This is a genomic window from Stenotrophomonas sp. K-6 (genome assembly GCF_056861555.1).
This window is the reverse complement of the sequence record NZ_JBSPUC010000002.1, coordinates 1,036,242-1,052,029: the sequence shown is the minus strand read 5'-3', so window position 1 is coordinate 1,052,029 and position 15,788 is coordinate 1,036,242. Positions and strand designations below refer to the sequence as shown.

Genomic DNA, 15,788 nt, shown 5'->3' with positions numbered 1-15,788 from the left:
CGTGGCATCACGATCTCGACCGCGCACGTCGAATACGAATCCACCGAACGTCATTACGCCCACGTCGATTGCCCGGGCCATGCTGACTACGTCAAGAACATGATCACCGGTGCTGCCCAGATGGACGGCGCGATCCTGGTCTGTTCGGCTGCTGACGGCCCGATGCCGCAGACCCGCGAGCACATCCTGCTGTCGCGTCAGGTCGGCGTGCCGTACATCGTCGTCTTCCTGAACAAGGCAGACATGGTCGATGACGCCGAGCTGCTGGAACTGGTCGAGATGGAAGTCCGCGAGCTGCTGAGCAAGTACGACTTCCCGGGCGACGACACCCCGATCATCGCGGGCTCGGCCCGTCTGGCGCTGGAAGGCGACCAGAGCGACATCGGCGTGCCGGCCGTGATCAAGCTGGTCGAGGCTCTCGACAGCTGGATCCCGACCCCGGAACGTGACATCGACAAGCCCTTCCTGATGCCGGTCGAAGACGTGTTCTCGATCTCGGGCCGCGGCACCGTCGTGACCGGTCGTATCGAGCGCGGCGTGATCAAGGTCGGCGAAGAAATCGAAATCGTCGGTATCCGTCCGGTCCAGAAGACCACCGTCACCGGCGTGGAAATGTTCCGCAAGCTGCTCGACCAGGGTCAGGCAGGCGACAACGCCGGTCTGCTGCTGCGCGGCACCAAGCGTGACGACGTCGAGCGTGGCCAGGTCCTGGCCAAGCCGGGTTCGATCAAGCCGCACACCACCTTCGACGCCGAAGTGTACGTGCTGTCCAAGGACGAAGGTGGCCGTCACACCCCGTTCTTCAAGGGCTACCGTCCGCAGTTCTACTTCCGTACCACCGACATCACCGGCGCTTGCGAACTGCCGGAAGGTGTGGAAATGGTGATGCCGGGCGACAACGTGAAGATGGTTGTCACCCTGATCAACCCGGTCGCCATGGATGAAGGCCTGCGCTTCGCGATCCGCGAAGGCGGCCGTACCGTCGGCGCCGGCGTGGTCTCCAAGATCATCGCGTAATCTGCTAGAATCTGCGCCCCGATGTTGCCTGGGTAGGGCATCGGGGCGTAACCAAACGGGAAAAGAGGCGCAGGATGCTCCTCGTGTTCCCCAGACCAGGAAGGGTCGCGCCATTCAGGCTTTGTCAATAGGTTTTCTGTTGACTGCCAACTTGTATGCGCGCTATACTTTTTGTCTGGGCAGATCGGGAGACCGGTCTGCCTCGATTTTTGAGGTCTATGGAAAGATCTTGTCGCCGCGCAGGAATGTGCGGCGTCTGCATTCAGGATATTCATGGGACAAGGCAACCCAGAGGCCTTGTCCGTCGCTCTTTTAACGAAGGAACCCACCGTCATGGCGGACCAAAAGATCCGGATTCGGCTGAAGGCGTTCGATCATCGTTTGATCGACCGTTCGGCCAGCGAGATCGTAGAAACGGCAAAGCGGACCGGCGCGCAAGTGCGTGGCCCGATCCCCCTGCCGACCAAGATCGAGCGTTACACCATTCTCGTCTCCCCGCACGTCGACAAAGACGCGCGTGACCAGTACGAGACCCGCACGCATAAGCGCGTGCTCGATATCGTTGACCCGAACGACAAGACCGTGGACGCGCTGATGAAGCTCGAACTGGCTGCCGGCGTCGACGTTCAGATCAAGCTGACCTGAGGACTACGACCATGACGAAGAAATATTCGTTGGGCTTCGTGGGCCGCAAGGCTGGCATGAGCCGCGTGTTCACCGAAGATGGCCAGGCCATCCCGGTAACCCTGATTGAAGCTACCCCGAACCGCATCGCGCAGATCAAGACCGTCGAAGCTGACGGCTACAGCGCCGTGCAGGTGACCGTCGGCGCGCGTCGCGCTGCCCTGGTCAACAAGCCGGAAGCCGGTCACTTCGCCAAGGCGAAGGTCGACGCGGGCCGTGGCCTGTGGGAATTCCGCGTTGAAGACGCGCAGCTCGGCGATTTCGCCGTCGGCGGCGAAGTCAAGGCGGACATCTTTGAAGTTGGCCAGAAGGTCGACGTCCAGGGTGTCACCAAGGGTAAGGGCTTCCAGGGCACCATCAAGCGCTACAACTTCCGTATGGGCGATGCAACCCACGGTAACTCGCTGTCGCATCGCGCGCCGGGTTCCTTGGGCCAGCGCCAGACCCCGGGTCGCGTTTTCCCGGGTAAGAAGATGTCCGGCCACATGGGTTCGGTGCAGCAGAGCACCCAGAACCTTGAAGTGGTGAAGGTCGATGTCGAGCGTGGTCTGATCGCGATCCGTGGTGCCGTTCCGGGCGCAGCGGGTGGTGACGTGATCGTTCGTCCGGCTAGCAAGGCATAAGGAGAGATGACGATGGAACTCGTTATCACGGGTAGCAACAACAAGGTCTCGGTCTCCGATGCCGTGTTCGGTCGCGATTTCAGCGAAGATCTGGTTCACCAGGTCGTCGTTGCTTACCGCAACGCCGGTCGCGCCGGCACCAAGGCACAGAAGACTCGCTCTGAAGTGGCTGGTACCACCAAGAAGTCGAAGAAGCAGAAGGGCGGCGGCGCGCGTCATGGCGCACTGACGGCTCCGATCTTCATCGGCGGCGGTGTTACCTTCGCGGCCAAGCCGCGCAGCTTCGAGCAGAAGGTCAACCGTAAGCAGTACCGTGCAGCCATGTGCGCGATCCTGTCCGAGCTGAACCGCCAGGGCCGTCTGACGATCGTGGAGTCCTTCGATGTCGAAGCGACCAACACCAAGTCGTTGATCGCCAAGCTGGCCGGCCTGGAAGTGGGCAAGCGTCCGCTGATCGTCACCGAAGATGCTTCCGAGCACCTGTACCTGTCGGCCCGCAACATTCCCTACGTGGAAGTGCGTGACGTGCAGGGTCTGGACCCGGTGTCGCTGGTCGGTGCCGACACGGTCGTCATCACCGCTGATGCGGTCAAGAAGGTCGAGGAGTGGCTGGCATGAGCAGCAACGAAAAAGTCTTCAGCGTGCTGCGCGCTCCGCGAGTCTCCGAAAAGACCGCGCGCCTGCAGGAACATTCCAACCAGTATGTCTTCGAAGTTTCGAACGAAGCCACCAGGGCCGATGTAAAGGCCGCGGTCGAGCAGCTGTTCGACGTCAAGGTCGAGTCGGTCAACGTGCTGAACGTGAAGGGCAAGAACAAGTCCTTCCGTAACCGCACCGGCCGCCGCGGCGATTGGCGCAAGGCGTACGTGCGTCTCGCCGATGGCCAGTCCATCGATGTAACGGCCAAGGCCTGAGGTCCATCCCATGCCATTGATGAAATTCAAACCCACTTCTCCCGGCCGCCGTTCGGCCGTGCGCGTGGTCACGCCCGATCTGCACAAAGGCGCGCCGCATGCTGCGCTGCTGGAGCCGCAGAGCAAGTCCGGTGGTCGTAACCACCACGGCCGCATCACCACCCGTCACGTGGGCGGTGGTCACAAGCAGCACTACCGTGTCATCGACTTCAAGCGCAACAAGGAAGGCATTCCGGCGCGCGTGGAACGCATCGAATACGATCCGAACCGCACCGCCCATATCGCCCTGCTGTGCTACGTCGACGGCGAACGCCGCTACATCATCGCACCGAAGGGCCTGAAGGCCGGTGACCAGGTGATCGCGGGTTCGGATGCGCCGATCAAGACCGGTAACACGCTGCCGCTGCGCAACATCCCGGTCGGTACCACTGTCCACGGCATCGAACTGAAGCCGGGCAAGGGTGCTCAGATCGCGCGTGCCGCCGGCGCTGCCGTGCAGCTCGTCGCTCGTGAAGGTATCTACGCCACCCTGCGCCTGCGCTCGGGTGAAATGCGTAAGGTGCCGGTCGAGTGCCGCGCCACCATCGGTGAAGTCGGTAACGACGAACACAACCTGGAAAAGCTGGGCAAGGCTGGCGCCAAGCGCTGGCGTGGTGTCCGCCCGACCGTTCGTGGTGCTGCCATGAACCCGGTTGACCATCCGCACGGCGGTGGTGAGGCGAAGGCCGGCCAGGGCAACCCGCATCCGGTCACCCCGTGGGGTGTCCCGACCAAGGGTTACAAGACGCGCAAGAACAAGCGCACCCAGCAATTCATCGTCCGCGATCGTAGGGGCTAATCGACCATGGCACGTTCACTCAAGAAGGGCCCGTTTGTCGATCACCACCTCATCAAGAAGGTGGAAGCCGCTGCGGGTAGCAAGAAGCCGATCAAAACCTGGTCGCGCCGTTCGATGATCCTGCCGGAAATGGTAGGCGTCACCATCGCCGTTCATAACGGTAAGAACCACGTTCCGGTGCTCGTCAACGAGAACATGGTCGGCCACAAGCTTGGCGAATTTGCCATCACCCGGACCTTCAAGGGTCACGGTGGTGACAAGAAGTCCGGCAAGTAAGGAGAGATGACAATGGAAGCGAAAGCAATCCTGCGCTCCGCGCGCATCTCTGCGCAGAAAGCCCGCCTGGTCGCTGACCAGGTGCGCGGCCTGCCGGCCGAGCGTGCGGTCAACCTGCTGAAGTTCTCGGACAAGAAGGCTGCCCACCTGATCAAGAAGGTGGTGGAGTCGGCTATTGCAAATGCCGAGAACAACCAGGGCGCCGACGTCGACGAGCTGAAGGTACAGACCATCATGGTAGATGAAGGTCCGACCCTGAAGCGTTTCATGGCGCGGGCGAAAGGCCGCGGCACCCGCATCCTCAAGCGCACCAGCCACATCACTGTGGTTGTGGGCGCCGGCAAGTAAGCGGAAAGGAAAACACCATGGGTCATAAAGTTCATCCGATTGGTATCCGCCTCGGCATTTCCAAGGACTGGAACTCCAAGTGGTACGCCAACAAGGCCGAGTTCGCTGGTTATCTGGCAGCCGACCTGAAGGTGCGGGACATGCTGCGCAAGAAGCTTGCGCAGGCCGGCATCAGCAAGATCCTGATCGAGCGTCCGGCAAAGACCGCTCGCGTGACGATCCACACCGCCCGTCCGGGCGTGGTGATCGGCAAGCGCGGTGAGGACATCGAGAAGCTGCGCAAGGAAGTGAGCGAAATGATGGGCGTCCCGGCGCACATCAACGTCACCGAAGTGCGTAAACCCGAGCTGGACGCACAGCTGGTTGCCGAGTCGATCGCGCAGCAGCTGGAGCGTCGCATCATGTTCCGCCGCGCGATGAAGCGTTCGGTCGGCAACGCGATGCGCCTCGGTGCCCTGGGCATCAAGGTCAACGTCGGTGGCCGCTTGAACGGCGCGGAAATCGCCCGTTCGGAGTGGTACCGCGAAGGCCGCGTGCCGCTGCATACGCTGCGTGCCGACATCGACTATGGTTTCGCTGAAGCCAAGACGACCTACGGCATCATCGGCATCAAGGTCTGGATCTACAAGGGCGAAGTCTTCGATTTCTCCCAGGTTGGCCAGGAAAAGCAGGACGACTCCCCGCGCAACGATCGTAACGATCGCGGCGACCGCGGTGACCGTCCGTCGCGCCCGGCTCGTGAAGCGAGGTAACGACAATGTTGCAACCCAAGCGAACCAAATACCGCAAGGTACACAAGGGCCGTAACGATGGTCTGAGCTGGAGCGGCAACGCTGTCAGCTTCGGCGAATACGGCCTGAAGGCAACCGCTCATGGTCAGCTGACCGCGCGTCAGATCGAAGCGGCCCGCCGCTCGATCAGCCGCTACGTCAAGCGCGGCGGCAAGATGTGGATCCGAGTGTTCCCCGACAAGCCGATCACCAAGAAGCCCATCGAAGTCCGAATGGGTTCTGGTAAGGGCAACGTGGAGTACTGGGTAGCCCAGATCCAGCCCGGCCGCATGATCTATGAAATCGAAGGCGTCGCAGAAGACGTGGCACGTGAGGCGTTCCGCCTGGCTGCCGCCAAGCTCTCCGTGACCACCACTTTCGTGACCCGGACGGTGCTCTGATGGATATCAAACAACTTCGCGAAAAGTCGGCTGACGACCTGAAGAGCCACCTGATCGACCTGCGTAAGGAGCAGTTCTCGCTCCGTATGCAGCAGGTCACTGGCCAGCTGCCGAAGACCCACGAAACCCGCCGGGTTCGCCGCGAGATCGCTCGCGTCAAGACCCTGCTCGGCAGCACCAAGTAAGGATGGCCGCGATGAGCGATAACAACGACAGCAAGACGCTGCGCACGGTCGAAGGCCGTGTCGTCAGCAACAAGATGGACAAGACGGTCACCGTGTTGGTGGAGCGCCTGGTCAAGCACGCCCTGTACGGCAAGTACATCAAGCGTTCGACCAAGCTGCACGCACACGACGCCGACAACACCTGCAACGAAGGTGATGTCGTTCGTGTGACCGAGATTGCTCCGATGTCCAAGACCAAGAACTGGCGCGTGGTGGAAGTCATCACGCGTGCGGTTCAATAAGGAGATCTGACTCATGATCCAGATGCAGAGCTACCTCGAAGTCGCGGACAATTCCGGTGCCAAGGAAGTGATGTGCATCAAGGTGCTCGGCGGCTCCAAGCGCCGCTACGCGCACATTGGCGACATCATCAAGGTCACCGTGAAGGATGCAATCCCGCGCGGCAAGGTCAAGAAGGGTGAAGTGTTCGACGCCGTCGTGGTGCGTACCCGCAAGGGTGTGCGTCGCGCCGACGGTTCGCTGATCCGTTTCGATGCCAACGCCGCGGTCCTGCTCAACAACAAGCAAGAGCCGATCGGTACCCGCATCTTCGGACCGGTGACGCGTGAACTTCGTTCCGAGAAGTTCATGAAGATCGTCTCGCTCGCTCCCGAAGTGCTGTGAGCGACAGGAGATAATCATGGCTAACCGTATCAAGAAGGGCGACCAGGTTGTCGTCAACACCGGCAAGGACAAGGGCAAGCAGGGCGAAGTCGTCCGCGTCGACGGCGATCGTGTGATCGTCGCCAACGTGAACATCGTCAAGCGCCACACCAAGCCGAACCCGCAGGCAGGCGTTGCCGGCGGCGTGGTCGAGCGTGAAGCGTCGATCCATATCTCCAACGTGAATGTGCTGAACCCGGCTTCGGGCAAGGGCGAGCGCGTTGGCTTCAAGGTGCTGGAGGATGGACGCAAACTGCGTGTGTTCCGCTCCAGCGGTGAGGCGCTCGACGCCTGAGGAATGTGCAGATGAATTCCCGTCTCGAAAAGTTTTACAAGGAAGAAGTGGTGCCGGCGCTGATGAAGCAGTTCGGCTACACCAATCCGATGCAGGTTCCGAAGCTGGTCAAGGTCACCCTGAACATGGGTGTCGGCGAAGCAGCCACGAACAAGAAGATCCTGGAAAATGCCGTCGCCGATATGGCCAAGGTCTCCGGTCAGAAGCCGATCGTGACCAAGTCCCGCGTCTCGGTGGCATCGTTCAAGATCCGCGATGGTTGGCCGATCGGCTGCAAGACCACGCTGCGTCGTGAAAAGATGTACGAGTTCATGGACCGTCTGATCAACATCTCGTTGCCGCGCGTGCGCGACTTCCGTGGTGTCTCGGGTCGTTCCTTCGACGGTCGTGGCAACTTCAACATGGGTGTGAAGGAACAGATCATCTTCCCGGAAATCGACTTCGACGCTGTCGACGCGATCCGCGGCATGGATATCGCCATCACCACCACCGCCAAGACCGATGCGGAAGCGAAGGCGCTGCTCGCAGCGTTCAAGTTCCCGTTCCGTAACTGATACGTCGAGGAATCCGAAATGGCAAAGACCTCCATGGTCAACCGCGACCTCAAGCGTGCGAAGCTGGCCGTCAAGTACGCCGGCAAGCGTGAAGAGCTGAAGAAGATCATCTCCAGCACGACCGCGTCGTACGACGAAAAGGCCGAGGCCGTCATCAAGCTGCAGAAGCTGCCGCGCGACTCGTCGCCGAGCCGTCACCGCAACCGTTGCGAGCTCTCGGGCCGCCCGCGTGGCGTGTACAGCAAGTTCGGCCTGGGCCGTAACAAGCTGCGTGAAGCCACCATGCGTGGTGACGTGCCGGGCCTGCGCAAGGCCAGCTGGTAAGGGATTCGTCCCTTCAACTGTCCAGCGCCTTCACGGTGCAGGGCAGGGGGGGAGGAGCCGGTTTTCCGGCTCTGATCCCGGATTAAGGGAGCCCGACGCAAGTCGGGCTCTTTTTGCCGTATACTCCCGCGTCTTGCTCGCCCGCAAGGCGTGAGCAGTGTGTGAAGACGGGCCCTGGCCCATTCCAGGTAGACACAAGATTTTCGCGAAAGCGGATATCGGTGCACTCAAAGGTATCGACTATGAGCATGACTGATCCCATCGCCGACCTGCTGGTACGCATCAAGAATGCGGCCGCGGTTGGCAAGCAGACGGTGAAAGCACCGTCCTCCAAGATCAAGGTGGCAATCGCAGAGGTGTTGAAGGCCGAAGGCTACATCACCGATCTGCGCGTGACCAAGATCGAGAACAACAAGGCCGAGCTTGAAATCGTCCTGAAGTATTTCGAGGGCAAGCCGGTCATCGAGACCCTGAAGCGCTTCTCGCGTTCGGGTCTGCGCCAGTACCGTGGCAAGTCCGAGCTGCCGAAGGTCCTCAACGGCCTGGGTATCTCCATCATCTCCACCTCCAAGGGCATCATGACTGATGCGCAGGCGCGCCAGTTGGGCGTCGGCGGCGAAGTCCTGTGCTTCGTGGCCTAAGGCGAGAAGGAACCAACTATGTCCCGCGTAGCCAAGAAGCCAGTCAACCTGCCCAAGGGCGTTGAACTGAACATCCAGCCGGAATCCGTCAGCGTGAAGGGCCCGAAGGGCACCCTGTCGCTTGTCAAGGTTGCTGGCGTTGAAATCACTGTCGACAACGGCGTTGCCACCCTGGCCGCCAATGATGCCTCGCTGGTCGCCCTCACCGGCACCGTGCGCGCCATCCTGGCCAACATGGTCAAGGGCGTCACCGAAGGCTTCGAGCGCAAGCTCGAGCTGGTCGGCGTCGGTTACCGTGCCGCCATGCAGGGCAAGGATCTGAACCTGTCGCTCGGGTTCTCGCATCCGGTCCTGTTCGTGGCGCCGGAAGGCATCACCCTCTCGACCCCGACCCAGACCGAAGTGCTGGTCCAGGGCACCGACAAGCAGCGCGTTGGCGAAGTTGCCGCCAAGATCCGTGGCTTCCGTCCGCCGGAGCCCTACAAGGGCAAGGGTGTGAAGTACGCCGGCGAAGTCATCATTCGTAAGGAAGCCAAGAAGGCCTAATTCAGGCCCTCAGCTTTCCAAGGAAAAAGATCATGAACAAGAACATCGCTCGTCTGCGTCGTGCCAAGTCGACCCGTGCACACATCCGTGTGCTCGGCGTGCCGCGCCTGTCGGTGCTGCGCACCGGCCAGCACCTGTACGCCCAGGTCTTCACCGCCGATGGCTCCAAGGTGCTGGCTTCGGCCAACACCACCCAGGCCGACGTCAAGGAAGGCCTGAAGAACGGCAAGAACAGCGACGCCGCCACCAAGGTCGGGAAGCTGGTCGCCGAGCGCGCCAAGGCTGCGGGCATCGAGAAGGTCGCTTTCGACCGCTCGGGCTACCGCTACCACGGCCGCATCAAGGCACTGGCTGATGCAGCCCGCGAAGGCGGCCTGCAGTTCTAAGGGATAAGGAAGCGGGGCTGGTCCCCGCTTCCGCCTGCCTGCCGGCGCGGGTTGCGCCGGGCGACGTCCTTCTTCTGCAGGGGCGCTCGAATCACCGCTCCATCTCACAGCTATAAGCGGCCCTGAGCCGTACATACTCAATCAATCAAGGAATCAACATGGCAGAAGAACGTCAGCAGCGGGGTCGCGATCGCGATCGCCGCGAAGAGAAAGTCGACGACGGCATGATCGAGAAGCTGGTCGCGGTCAACCGCGTCAGCAAGACCGTCAAGGGCGGTCGTCAGTTCACCTTCACCGCACTGACCGTGGTCGGTGACGGCGCAGGCAAGGTCGGTTTCGGTTACGGCAAGGCGCGTGAAGTGCCGGTGGCCATCCAGAAGTCGATGGAGCAGGCTCGCAAGAACCTGGCCAATGTCGATCTGAACAACGGCACGTTGTGGCACCCGGTGAAGTCCGGCCACGGCGCAGCTCGCGTGTTCATGATGCCGGCCTCCGAAGGTACCGGTGTGATCGCCGGTGGTGCCATGCGCGCCGTCCTGGAAGCCGTTGGCGTCAAGAACGTGCTGGCCAAGGCGGTCGGTTCGCGTAACCCGATCAACCTGGTTCGCGCCACGCTGAAGGGTCTGAGCGAAATGCAGTCGCCGGCCCGCATCGCGGCCAAGCGCGGCAAGAAGGTGGAGGATCTCAACCATGGCTAATGAAACCGTCAAGACCGTCAAGGTCCGCCTGGTGGCTGGCCTGCGTGGCACCCAGTCGCGTCACCGCCTGTCGGTGCGTGCCCTGGGCCTGAACAAGCTCAACGATGTGCGTGAACTGAAGGACAGCCCGCAGGTTCGCGGTCTGATCAACAAGGTCCACTACCTCGTCAAGGTTGAGGAATAATCCAATGACCATGCATCTGAATGAATTGAGCCCGGCACCGGGCGCTCGTAAAGAGCGTACCCGCGTCGGTCGTGGTATCGGCTCCGGCCTGGGCAAGACCTGCGGCCGCGGCCACAAGGGTTCGTTCGCCCGTAAGGGTGGCGGCAAGATCAAGGCAGGCTTCGAAGGCGGCCAGACCCCCATGCAGCGTCGTCTGCCGAAGGTCGGTTTCCGTTCCAAGATCGCCAAGGACACTGCTGAAGTGCTGTCCTACCAGCTTGAGCGTCTGGAAGCTGGCGAGATCGACTTTGCCGCGCTGCGCGCTGCCAAGCTGGTCCCGAGCACCGCCAAGCGTGCCAAGATCGTCATGAAGGGTGACCTGACCAAGGCCTTCACCCTGAAGGGCGTCGCTGCAACGGCCAGTGCCAAGGCCGCGATCGAAGCTGCCGGCGGCAGCGTACAGGAGTAAGACATGGCGCAAGCTGGCATTGGTAACCTCGGCGGCGGGCTCGGCAAGTTCACGGAACTCCGCCAGCGCCTGCTGTTCGTCATCGGGGCATTGATCGTCTACCGCATCGGCTGTTATGTGCCGGTGCCTGGGGTCAATCCCGATGCCATGCTTGCGCTCATGCAGGCGCAGGGCGGCGGCATCGTGGACATGTTCAACATGTTCTCGGGCGGCGCCCTGCACCGTTTCAGCATTTTCGCGCTGAACGTGATGCCGTACATTTCGGCATCCATCGTGATGCAGCTGGCGGTCCACATCTTCCCGGCATTGAAGTCGATGCAGAAGGAAGGTGAGTCGGGTCGTCGCAAGATCACCCAATATTCCCGCATCGGCGCCGTGTTGCTGGCGGTGGTGCAGGGCGGCAGCATCGCGCTGGCGCTGCAGAACCAGGTCTCCCCGGGCGGTGCTCCGGTCGTCTACGCGCCGGGCATGGGCTTCGTGCTCACCGCCATCGTCGCCCTGACCGCCGGTACCATCTTCCTGATGTGGGTCGGTGAGCAGGTCACCGAGCGCGGCATCGGCAACGGTGTGTCGCTGATCATCTTCGCCGGCATCGTGGCCGGTCTGCCGGGCGCGGTCATCCACACCGTGGAAGCCTACCGCGACGGCAACATGAGCTTCATCGCCCTGCTGCTGATCGTGCTGGTGGTGCTGGCCTTCACCTACTTCGTGGTGTTCGTCGAGCGCGGCCAACGCCGCATCACGGTGAACTACGCACGTCGCCAGGGTGGCCGCAACGCGTACATGAACCAGACCTCGTTCCTGCCGCTGAAGCTGAACATGGCGGGCGTGATCCCGGCCATCTTCGCCTCGAGCATCCTGGCATTCCCGACGACGCTGGCCATGTGGTCCGGCCAGGCCAGTTCGGCCACGTGGCTGCAGAAGGTCGCCAACGCCCTCGGGCCGGGCGAGCCGCTGCACATGATCGTGTTCGCTGCGCTGATCTCTGGTTTCGCGTTCTTCTACACCGCGCTGGTGTTCAACTCGCAGGAAACGGCCGACAACCTGAAGAAGTCGGGCGCGCTGATTCCGGGCATCCGTCCGGGCAAGGCCACCGCGGACTATGTGGATGCCGTGCTGACCCGTCTGACGGCGGCCGGTTCGCTCTACCTGGTGATCGTCTGTCTGCTGCCGGAAATCCTGCGCACCCAGCTCGGCGCCTCGTTCTACTTCGGCGGCACCTCGCTGCTGATCGTGGTGGTGGTGGTGATGGACTTCATCGCCCAGATCCAGGCGCACCTGATGTCGCACCAGTATGAGAGCCTGTTGAAGAAGGCCAACCTGAAGGGCGGCAACCGCGGCGGTTTTGCCCGCGGCTGATTGACCTGTTACACTAGTCTTCTTGTTGCGAAGGCCCTCCGGTTCCCGGACTGGCCTTCCAAATCGAAGGGCGGCCCCTGCAGCGGTTTCGGGTGGGGGTGTGATGTGGTGGTCCTGCGCGGGAGTAGCGCGGGCGGCGGCGAGGGCAACCTCTGCAGTCAACGACATCCGGCGCCGGAGCATGGGCACACTCCCCACGCCGGGTCCATGGAACCTCAAGGTTCCACGGGCTTCCAAGTAAACCGAGACCTTGATAGAATCGCTAGTTCACTTTTTTGATCCATCCTGCCGGATTGGCGCGCCCATGGTGCGCTGTCGGCCATCACTCAGCTGGAGAACCGCGTCATGGCGCGTATTGCAGGCGTCAACCTGCCAGCCCAGAAGCACGTCTGGGTCGGGTTGCAAAGCATTTACGGCATCGGCCGTACCCGTTCGAAGAAGGTCTGCGACGCCGCAGGCGTGACCTCGACCACCAAGATCCGCGATCTGTCGGAGCCGGAAATCGAGCGTCTGCGCTCGGAAGTGGCCAAGTACATCGTGGAAGGCGATCTGCGCCGTGAAATCGGTATCGCGATCAAGCGCCTGATGGATCTGGGCTGCTACCGCGGTCTGCGTCACCGTCGCGGTCTGCCGCTTCGTGGCCAGCGCACCCGTACCAACGCCCGCACCCGCAAGGGCCCGCGCAAGGCGATCAGGAAGTAAGGGACCTAAGAAATGGCTAAGCCCGTCGCTAAGACCAAGAAGAAGATCAAGCGCGTCGTCACTGACGGCGTCGCCCACGTCCATGCTTCTTTCAACAACACCATCGTGACCATCACCGACCGTCAGGGCAACGCTCTGTCGTGGGCGACCTCCGGTGGCGCTGGCTTCCGCGGTTCGCGTAAGTCCACCCCGTTCGCTGCCCAGGTGGCTGCCGAGAAGGCCGGCCGTGCCGCGCTCGACTACGGCGTCAAGTCCCTGGAAGTCCGCATCAAGGGCCCGGGTCCGGGTCGTGAGTCGGCCGTGCGCTCGCTGAACAACGTGGGCTACAAGATCACCAACATCATCGACGTGACGCCAATCCCGCACAACGGGTGCCGTCCGCCGAAGAAGCGTCGCGTCTAAAGGAGCGATAAGAAATGGCTCGTTATATCGGTCCTACCTGTAAGCTCGCCCGCCGCGAAGGCGCCGACCTTTCCCTCAAGAGCCCGGCGCGCGCGCTGGACTCCAAGTGCAAGCTGGAGCAGAAGCCCGGCCAGCACGGCGCCACCGCCCGTAAGGGCAAGCTGTCCGACTACGCTACCCAGCTGCGTGAAAAGCAGAAGGTCAAGCGTATCTACGGTCTGCTGGAGCGTCAGTTCCGCAACTACTACAAGAAGGCCTCGACCAAGAAGGGCAACACCGGCGAGAACCTGCTGCAGTTGCTGGAAACCCGTCTTGACAACGTCGTTTACCGCATGGGCTTCGCAGTGACCCGTCCGGCTGCCCGTCAGCTGGTCTCGCACCGCGGTGTCACCGTGAACGGCAAGTCGGTCAACCTGGCTTCGTACCAGGTCAAGGCTGGCGACGCCGTCGCTCTGTCCGAGAAGGCTGCCAAGCAGCTGCGCGTTCAGGAAGCCCTGACCGTGTCCGCTACGCATGACCTGCGTCCGTCGTGGGTTGAAGTTGATTCCGGCAAGTTCGCCGGCATCTTCAAGGCCGTGCCGGATCGTTCGGACCTGCCTGCGGATATCAACGAAGCGCTGATCGTCGAGTTGTATTCGAAGTAATTCACATTGGAGAACCTCCGGGTCACACCGGAGGTTCGCAGGAGAACCCGCAACATGACGGTTACCGCCAACCAGGTTCTGCGTCCTCGCGGTCCGCAGATCGAACGCCTTACCGATACCCGCGCCAAGGTCGTCATCGAACCCTTGGAGCGTGGTTACGGGCATACGCTGGGCAACGCCCTGCGTCGCGTGCTGCTGTCGTCCATCCCGGGCTTCGCCATCACGGAAGTCGAAATCGATGGCGTACTGCACGAGTACACCACGCTCGAAGGCTTGCAGGAGGACGTGCTGGAAGTCCTGCTCAACCTGAAGGACGTGGCGATCCGTATGCATACCGGTGACAACGCTACGTTGTCGCTGTCCAAGCAGGGTCCGGGTGTTGTGACCGCTGCTGATATCAAGCTGGACCACAACGTCGAAGTCCTCAACAACGACCATATCATTTGCCACCTGACCAAGGACACGGCAATCAATATGCGTTTGAAGATCGAGCGTGGTTTCGGCTACCAGCCGGCCGCCGCTCGTCGTCGTCCGGATGAAGAAACCCGTGCCATCGGCCGTCTGGTTCTGGACGCCTCGTTCTCGCCGGTCCGTCGCGTCGCCTATTCGGTGGAAGCGGCCCGCGTTGAACAGCGTACCGATCTGGACAAGCTGGTGCTGGACATCGAAACCAACGGCACGATCGATGCCGAGGAAGCCGTGCGCACTGCCGCCGACATCCTCAGCGATCAGCTGTCGGTCTTCGGTGACTTCACCCACCGCGACCGCGGTGCAGCCAAGCCGGCCAACAACGGCGTGGATCCGGTGCTGCTGCGCCCGATCGACGATCTGGAACTGACCGTGCGTTCGGCCAACTGCCTGAAGGCAGAGAGCATCTATTACATCGGCGATCTGATCCAGAAGACCGAAGTGGAGCTGCTCAAGACCCCGAACCTCGGCAAGAAGTCGCTGACCGAGATCAAGGAAGTCCTCGCACAGCGCGGTCTTTCGCTTGGCATGAAGCTGGAGAACTGGCCGCCGGCCGGTGTCGCCCAGCACGGCATGCTCGGCTGATCCAGCGCTACGCAAGATGCTTGACCCCGCACCTTCGGGTGCGGGGGCTTCACCGGCAACACCCCGCACCGACAGGTCGATAGCCTGCGGTGACGGCCAGCCAGGACGGCTGGCACCGGACCATCCGCAGTCCAAGCAACAACGCCAGGATGGCGACAGCGATACCCAACCGATCCAACATTCATTTCAGGAATCACCGTCATGCGTCATATGAAGTCCGGTCGTAAGTTCAACCGCACCAGCGCCCATCGCGAAGCAATGTTCAAGAACATGGCCGCGTCGCTGTTCAAGCACGAGCTGATCAAGACCACCCTGCCGAAGGCCAAGGAACTGCGCCGCGTTGCCGAGCCGCTGATCACCCTGGCCAAGGTTGATTCGGTTGCCAACCGTCGTCTGGCGTTCGCTCGCCTGCGTGACAACGAAGCCGTCGGCAATCTGTTCACCACCCTGGGCCCGCGTTACGCGAACCGTCCGGGCGGCTACCTGCGTCTGCTGAAGTGCGGTTTCCGCGCTGGCGACAATGCGCCGATGGCCTATGTGGAGCTGGTCGATCGTCCGGCTGCTGTGGCTGAAGCCGTCGAAGAGTAATCTTCGAGCTGCACCCGTTATTCGGTGAAGAACCCGGCCTTGTGCCGGGTTTTTCCGTTTCTGCGGGTTGATAAGGGCCAAAGCCAAGGCCAAGGCAAGTGCATGGCGCTGCGGGGTTAGGGTGGGGCGTGGGGGGGGGGGGGGGGGGGGGGGGGCGCCGCGCGAGGAGCAAAGGAGGGGGGGGCGGGGGGAGGAGAACACGGGGC

Annotated in this window: 28 protein-coding genes; all 28 read left to right on the top strand. The window is 61.9% G+C overall.

The annotated features are described in order from the left end of the window. Positions 1 to 1,017, top strand: a 1,017-nt coding sequence (gene tuf / locus AC13F7_RS10375; RefSeq protein ID WP_481470872.1) for an elongation factor Tu, incomplete at its 5' end; no start/stop codon positions are given. A 333-nt stretch (positions 1,018 to 1,350) separates the two neighbouring features. After that, on the top strand, positions 1,351 to 1,662 hold the full coding sequence (gene rpsJ / locus AC13F7_RS10370) for a 30S ribosomal protein S10 (RefSeq protein ID WP_010341589.1): 312 nt from the start codon (positions 1,351 to 1,353) through the stop codon (positions 1,660 to 1,662). Between the two features lie 11 nt (positions 1,663 to 1,673). Next, a complete protein-coding gene (gene rplC / locus AC13F7_RS10365; RefSeq protein WP_019186145.1) occupies positions 1,674 to 2,324 on the top strand; it encodes a 50S ribosomal protein L3 in 651 nt (216 codons plus the stop codon). A gap of 12 nt (positions 2,325 to 2,336) precedes the next feature. Beyond that, on the top strand, positions 2,337 to 2,942 hold the full coding sequence (gene rplD / locus AC13F7_RS10360; RefSeq protein WP_019186146.1) for a 50S ribosomal protein L4: 606 nt from the start codon (positions 2,337 to 2,339) through the stop codon (positions 2,940 to 2,942). Continuing rightward, complete coding sequence (gene rplW / locus AC13F7_RS10355) at positions 2,939 to 3,238, top strand: 50S ribosomal protein L23 (RefSeq protein ID WP_483000089.1); 300 nt, start codon at positions 2,939 to 2,941, stop codon at positions 3,236 to 3,238. Before rplD ends, rplW begins: the two co-directional genes overlap by 4 nt. A 10-nt stretch (positions 3,239 to 3,248) precedes the next feature. Beyond that, positions 3,249 to 4,076 carry a 50S ribosomal protein L2 gene (gene rplB, locus AC13F7_RS10350; RefSeq protein ID WP_038690292.1) on the top strand — a complete coding sequence of 276 codons (828 nt, stop codon included), beginning with the start codon at positions 3,249 to 3,251 and terminating at the stop codon, positions 4,074 to 4,076. A gap of 6 nt (positions 4,077 to 4,082) precedes the next feature. Further along, positions 4,083 to 4,352: a 30S ribosomal protein S19 gene (rpsS, locus tag AC13F7_RS10345; RefSeq protein WP_019186148.1), complete on the top strand. Its 270-nt coding sequence runs from the start codon at positions 4,083 to 4,085 to the stop codon at positions 4,350 to 4,352. Between the two features lie 12 nt (positions 4,353 to 4,364). After that, complete coding sequence (rplV, locus tag AC13F7_RS10340) at positions 4,365 to 4,700, top strand: 50S ribosomal protein L22 (protein ID WP_017355410.1); 336 nt, start codon at positions 4,365 to 4,367, stop codon at positions 4,698 to 4,700. A gap of 17 nt (positions 4,701 to 4,717) precedes the next feature. Further along, positions 4,718 to 5,452 carry a 30S ribosomal protein S3 gene (rpsC, locus tag AC13F7_RS10335; RefSeq protein WP_019186149.1) on the top strand — a complete coding sequence of 245 codons (735 nt, stop codon included), beginning with the start codon at positions 4,718 to 4,720 and terminating at the stop codon, positions 5,450 to 5,452. A gap of 5 nt (positions 5,453 to 5,457) precedes the next feature. Next, entirely contained in the window at positions 5,458 to 5,871 is a 414-nt protein-coding gene (gene rplP / locus AC13F7_RS10330; RefSeq protein ID WP_019186150.1) for a 50S ribosomal protein L16, read from the top strand. Further along, positions 5,871 to 6,056: a 50S ribosomal protein L29 gene (gene rpmC, locus AC13F7_RS10325; protein WP_019186151.1), complete on the top strand. Its 186-nt coding sequence runs from the start codon at positions 5,871 to 5,873 to the stop codon at positions 6,054 to 6,056. The genes rplP and rpmC overlap by 1 nt, the downstream gene beginning before the upstream one ends. A gap of 11 nt (positions 6,057 to 6,067) precedes the next feature. Next, positions 6,068 to 6,337: a 30S ribosomal protein S17 gene (gene rpsQ / locus AC13F7_RS10320; protein ID WP_121042876.1), complete on the top strand. Its 270-nt coding sequence runs from the start codon at positions 6,068 to 6,070 to the stop codon at positions 6,335 to 6,337. A 13-nt stretch (positions 6,338 to 6,350) separates the two neighbouring features. Further along, the gene (gene rplN / locus AC13F7_RS10315; RefSeq protein ID WP_017355415.1) at positions 6,351 to 6,719 is read left to right on the top strand and encodes a 50S ribosomal protein L14; all 369 of its coding nucleotides are present in this window, start codon (positions 6,351 to 6,353) and stop codon (positions 6,717 to 6,719) included. Between the two features lie 16 nt (positions 6,720 to 6,735). Beyond that, complete coding sequence (gene rplX, locus AC13F7_RS10310; RefSeq protein WP_017355416.1) at positions 6,736 to 7,053, top strand: 50S ribosomal protein L24; 318 nt, start codon at positions 6,736 to 6,738, stop codon at positions 7,051 to 7,053. An 11-nt stretch (positions 7,054 to 7,064) separates the two neighbouring features. Then, entirely contained in the window at positions 7,065 to 7,607 is a 543-nt protein-coding gene (gene rplE, locus AC13F7_RS10305) for a 50S ribosomal protein L5 (RefSeq protein ID WP_019186154.1), read from the top strand. A gap of 18 nt (positions 7,608 to 7,625) precedes the next feature. Further along, a complete protein-coding gene (rpsN, locus tag AC13F7_RS10300) occupies positions 7,626 to 7,931 on the top strand; it encodes a 30S ribosomal protein S14 (RefSeq protein WP_019186155.1) in 306 nt (101 codons plus the stop codon). Positions 7,932 to 8,173: 242 nt separating this feature from the next. Continuing rightward, the gene (gene rpsH, locus AC13F7_RS10295) at positions 8,174 to 8,572 is read left to right on the top strand and encodes a 30S ribosomal protein S8 (RefSeq protein ID WP_019186156.1); all 399 of its coding nucleotides are present in this window, start codon (positions 8,174 to 8,176) and stop codon (positions 8,570 to 8,572) included. A gap of 18 nt (positions 8,573 to 8,590) precedes the next feature. Further along, positions 8,591 to 9,118, top strand: coding sequence for a 50S ribosomal protein L6 (rplF, locus tag AC13F7_RS10290; RefSeq protein ID WP_481470810.1), 528 nt, complete (start codon positions 8,591 to 8,593; stop codon positions 9,116 to 9,118). A gap of 32 nt (positions 9,119 to 9,150) precedes the next feature. Then, on the top strand, positions 9,151 to 9,504 hold the full coding sequence (gene rplR / locus AC13F7_RS10285; RefSeq protein ID WP_121042882.1) for a 50S ribosomal protein L18: 354 nt from the start codon (positions 9,151 to 9,153) through the stop codon (positions 9,502 to 9,504). A gap of 158 nt (positions 9,505 to 9,662) precedes the next feature. Next, positions 9,663 to 10,202, top strand: a complete 540-nt coding sequence (gene rpsE / locus AC13F7_RS10280) for a 30S ribosomal protein S5 (RefSeq protein ID WP_121042884.1) — start codon at positions 9,663 to 9,665, stop codon at positions 10,200 to 10,202. Continuing rightward, positions 10,195 to 10,386, top strand: a complete 192-nt coding sequence (rpmD, locus tag AC13F7_RS10275; protein ID WP_019186160.1) for a 50S ribosomal protein L30 — start codon at positions 10,195 to 10,197, stop codon at positions 10,384 to 10,386. The genes rpsE and rpmD overlap by 8 nt, the downstream gene beginning before the upstream one ends. Positions 10,387 to 10,390: 4 nt before the next feature. Then, the gene (gene rplO / locus AC13F7_RS10270) at positions 10,391 to 10,834 is read left to right on the top strand and encodes a 50S ribosomal protein L15 (RefSeq protein ID WP_019186161.1); all 444 of its coding nucleotides are present in this window, start codon (positions 10,391 to 10,393) and stop codon (positions 10,832 to 10,834) included. A 3-nt stretch (positions 10,835 to 10,837) separates the two neighbouring features. Further along, positions 10,838 to 12,193, top strand: coding sequence for a preprotein translocase subunit SecY (gene secY / locus AC13F7_RS10265; RefSeq protein ID WP_019186162.1), 1,356 nt, complete (start codon positions 10,838 to 10,840; stop codon positions 12,191 to 12,193). Between the two features lie 345 nt (positions 12,194 to 12,538). Then, positions 12,539 to 12,895: a 30S ribosomal protein S13 gene (gene rpsM, locus AC13F7_RS10260; RefSeq protein WP_017355426.1), complete on the top strand. Its 357-nt coding sequence runs from the start codon at positions 12,539 to 12,541 to the stop codon at positions 12,893 to 12,895. 12 nt (positions 12,896 to 12,907) lie between these two features. Continuing rightward, positions 12,908 to 13,297, top strand: coding sequence for a 30S ribosomal protein S11 (rpsK, locus tag AC13F7_RS10255; RefSeq protein ID WP_017355427.1), 390 nt, complete (start codon positions 12,908 to 12,910; stop codon positions 13,295 to 13,297). A gap of 14 nt (positions 13,298 to 13,311) precedes the next feature. Continuing rightward, complete coding sequence (gene rpsD / locus AC13F7_RS10250) at positions 13,312 to 13,941, top strand: 30S ribosomal protein S4 (protein WP_019186164.1); 630 nt, start codon at positions 13,312 to 13,314, stop codon at positions 13,939 to 13,941. 54 nt (positions 13,942 to 13,995) lie between these two features. Next, on the top strand, positions 13,996 to 14,994 hold the full coding sequence (locus AC13F7_RS10245; RefSeq protein WP_019186165.1) for a DNA-directed RNA polymerase subunit alpha: 999 nt from the start codon (positions 13,996 to 13,998) through the stop codon (positions 14,992 to 14,994). Between the two features lie 201 nt (positions 14,995 to 15,195). Further along, positions 15,196 to 15,582 (top strand): 50S ribosomal protein L17, encoded by a 387-nt coding sequence (gene rplQ / locus AC13F7_RS10240; RefSeq protein WP_019186166.1) that lies wholly within the window; start codon positions 15,196 to 15,198, stop codon positions 15,580 to 15,582. Positions 15,583 to 15,788 lie beyond the last annotated feature (206 nt).

What these genes read in the sequence shown, in the direction of transcription:
- rpsJ (WP_010341589.1), top strand. Translation starts at nt 1,351, where the DNA reads ATGGCGGACCAAAAGATCCGGATTCGGCTGAAGGCGTTCGATCATCGT.
- rplC (WP_019186145.1), top strand. Translation starts at nt 1,674, where the DNA reads ATGACGAAGAAATATTCGTTGGGCTTCGTGGGCCGCAAGGCTGGCATG.
- rplD (WP_019186146.1), top strand. Translation starts at nt 2,337, where the DNA reads ATGGAACTCGTTATCACGGGTAGCAACAACAAGGTCTCGGTCTCCGAT.
- rplW (WP_483000089.1), top strand. Translation starts at nt 2,939, where the DNA reads ATGAGCAGCAACGAAAAAGTCTTCAGCGTGCTGCGCGCTCCGCGAGTC.
- rplB (WP_038690292.1), top strand. Translation starts at nt 3,249, where the DNA reads ATGCCATTGATGAAATTCAAACCCACTTCTCCCGGCCGCCGTTCGGCC.
- rpsS (WP_019186148.1), top strand. Translation starts at nt 4,083, where the DNA reads ATGGCACGTTCACTCAAGAAGGGCCCGTTTGTCGATCACCACCTCATC.
- rplV (WP_017355410.1), top strand. Translation starts at nt 4,365, where the DNA reads ATGGAAGCGAAAGCAATCCTGCGCTCCGCGCGCATCTCTGCGCAGAAA.
- rpsC (WP_019186149.1), top strand. Translation starts at nt 4,718, where the DNA reads ATGGGTCATAAAGTTCATCCGATTGGTATCCGCCTCGGCATTTCCAAG.
- rplP (WP_019186150.1), top strand. Translation starts at nt 5,458, where the DNA reads ATGTTGCAACCCAAGCGAACCAAATACCGCAAGGTACACAAGGGCCGT.
- rpmC (WP_019186151.1), top strand. Translation starts at nt 5,871, where the DNA reads ATGGATATCAAACAACTTCGCGAAAAGTCGGCTGACGACCTGAAGAGC.
- rpsQ (WP_121042876.1), top strand. Translation starts at nt 6,068, where the DNA reads ATGAGCGATAACAACGACAGCAAGACGCTGCGCACGGTCGAAGGCCGT.
- rplN (WP_017355415.1), top strand. Translation starts at nt 6,351, where the DNA reads ATGATCCAGATGCAGAGCTACCTCGAAGTCGCGGACAATTCCGGTGCC.
- rplX (WP_017355416.1), top strand. Translation starts at nt 6,736, where the DNA reads ATGGCTAACCGTATCAAGAAGGGCGACCAGGTTGTCGTCAACACCGGC.
- rplE (WP_019186154.1), top strand. Translation starts at nt 7,065, where the DNA reads ATGAATTCCCGTCTCGAAAAGTTTTACAAGGAAGAAGTGGTGCCGGCG.
- rpsN (WP_019186155.1), top strand. Translation starts at nt 7,626, where the DNA reads ATGGCAAAGACCTCCATGGTCAACCGCGACCTCAAGCGTGCGAAGCTG.
- rpsH (WP_019186156.1), top strand. Translation starts at nt 8,174, where the DNA reads ATGAGCATGACTGATCCCATCGCCGACCTGCTGGTACGCATCAAGAAT.
- rplF (WP_481470810.1), top strand. Translation starts at nt 8,591, where the DNA reads ATGTCCCGCGTAGCCAAGAAGCCAGTCAACCTGCCCAAGGGCGTTGAA.
- rplR (WP_121042882.1), top strand. Translation starts at nt 9,151, where the DNA reads ATGAACAAGAACATCGCTCGTCTGCGTCGTGCCAAGTCGACCCGTGCA.
- rpsE (WP_121042884.1), top strand. Translation starts at nt 9,663, where the DNA reads ATGGCAGAAGAACGTCAGCAGCGGGGTCGCGATCGCGATCGCCGCGAA.
- rpmD (WP_019186160.1), top strand. Translation starts at nt 10,195, where the DNA reads ATGGCTAATGAAACCGTCAAGACCGTCAAGGTCCGCCTGGTGGCTGGC.
- rplO (WP_019186161.1), top strand. Translation starts at nt 10,391, where the DNA reads ATGACCATGCATCTGAATGAATTGAGCCCGGCACCGGGCGCTCGTAAA.
- secY (WP_019186162.1), top strand. Translation starts at nt 10,838, where the DNA reads ATGGCGCAAGCTGGCATTGGTAACCTCGGCGGCGGGCTCGGCAAGTTC.
- rpsM (WP_017355426.1), top strand. Translation starts at nt 12,539, where the DNA reads ATGGCGCGTATTGCAGGCGTCAACCTGCCAGCCCAGAAGCACGTCTGG.
- rpsK (WP_017355427.1), top strand. Translation starts at nt 12,908, where the DNA reads ATGGCTAAGCCCGTCGCTAAGACCAAGAAGAAGATCAAGCGCGTCGTC.
- rpsD (WP_019186164.1), top strand. Translation starts at nt 13,312, where the DNA reads ATGGCTCGTTATATCGGTCCTACCTGTAAGCTCGCCCGCCGCGAAGGC.
- AC13F7_RS10245 (WP_019186165.1), top strand. Translation starts at nt 13,996, where the DNA reads ATGACGGTTACCGCCAACCAGGTTCTGCGTCCTCGCGGTCCGCAGATC.
- rplQ (WP_019186166.1), top strand. Translation starts at nt 15,196, where the DNA reads ATGCGTCATATGAAGTCCGGTCGTAAGTTCAACCGCACCAGCGCCCAT.